This window comes from Methylomonas sp. BG-2 (assembly GCF_057766305.1).
This window is the reverse complement of the sequence record NZ_JBYMAP010000460.1, coordinates 1-1,479: the sequence shown is the minus strand read 5'-3', so window position 1 is coordinate 1,479 and position 1,479 is coordinate 1. Positions and strand designations below refer to the sequence as shown.

General features: G+C 50.6%; 1 protein-coding gene and 1 pseudogene. One reads left to right on the top strand and one right to left on the bottom strand.

All coding sequences use genetic code 11. The annotated features are described in order from the left end of the window. Positions 1 to 177: 177 nt before the first annotated feature. Positions 178 to 822: a hypothetical protein gene (locus AC3B8H_RS21275; protein WP_488443501.1), complete on the bottom strand. Its 645-nt coding sequence runs from the start codon at positions 820 to 822 to the stop codon at positions 178 to 180. A gap of 361 nt (positions 823 to 1,183) precedes the next feature. Here AC3B8H_RS21275 and AC3B8H_RS21270 point away from each other — a divergent pair. Beyond that, positions 1,184 to 1,479: pseudogene (locus tag AC3B8H_RS21270) on the top strand (hypothetical protein); the annotation flags it as partial.

The following is a 1,479-nucleotide window of genomic DNA, read 5'->3' as shown; positions in this document are numbered from 1 at the left end:
GAGCGTTTTAATCAAATCCAACTCTTGCCGACACCACATGCCGGATCGGTAAAAATAGAACCCCCATCGGTCGCATCAAGCGACACAGAAACCCCTCACAGTCAACACCGCGACAATATGCCGCGCATAAAAAAGCCGGCTTTAAAGCCGGCTTTCGGTGTAGCAAAATGCGTAAGCCTAGGCTTTCATCAAGCGGCGGCGTTCCAGACCCAAAACACCCAGCAAACCGGTCAGGAACAACCAAACGGCGCCGGGCAGAGGTACTGCGGCAGGCACGATGGGCGAAACGCTCAAGCCACCAGTATAAGTACCACCGTTAGACGCCAAGCCTTGCACCTTCAAGAAATAATTGCCGGCACCGAGTACCGGAACGTTGTTCAACGTGATGGTATTGAACGTGGTCAGCAACGCTTGATAGAACGACGGGAAACCGGGAATCGGCAAGGAAACCAATGTCGGTGCGGACGGGCTCAAGAACGAGCTCAAGGAGCCGGTCGCAACAACTGCCGCCGCCGAATCCAGCAGCTCGACGCTAGCACTGGCGATGCCGTTGGTACTGGTCACCAACGGCGAACTAAAATCGCTGGTCAGGCTGACCACGGTTTGAATGGATTGGAAACTCAAAGCGCCGGATAAATTGTATGCGCTATAGGCATTGTCGATCACAAAGCTGTATACGTCCTGAAACGAACCGTCCGCAACCGAATTGCTGATCACGGTTGCCGAGGCCGGTGTTAATACGGTACTCGCTTGGACCGCCGATACGCTGGATGCGGACAGTACAACAACGCCGGCCAGAAAAAGTGATTTTACGACTTGCATGAGGTTTGACTCCTGAATGATTAAACTTGGGCCACAGTTTACGGAGTCGGTAACGTAAGCAACATTAGACCAAAGTACATTCAAGTAAGCCTGGTATTACAGACCGAAAACGCCAACCCGCGATCGGTACAAATCATTTGCAGCAAACCACTCTCGGTCTTGTCGAATTATTTTTCGCGTTTGCCTGATGTTTGTCATTTCTCCACTATACTCCGCGCCGAGCCTAAGGATTTCATTAATTCCAAACGATGCCCACCATCGTTTCGAGGCGTTCCTTGTCCAAAACCACTAACGCCCATCTTTTTCCTAAGCTCGCTTCAAAACTGCAAACGCCAAAATCTTTCCAACTTCGGAGGTCATGATGTCCAGCGAATTGATTAAAGGAAAACTACTCCCAGAGCAACAAGACACCGTATTAAAACTGGTCAGCGACATTCAGGCACAGCTACCGTTTTTAATCGACTTGTCGGTAGAAGATAGAAAAGGGCTGCCCAAAATGGGCAACAAGAGTCGAGCCTTCGTCGATCAGGGCTTGGCACTGGCGACGCAAAATGAAGGCATACTATCGCGCGCATTCGATCTTGACGAGTACCGCGCCGATGTCGAAATGGTCAGAAATTTGGAACCCATCATGATGACCATGCGACAACTGATGAA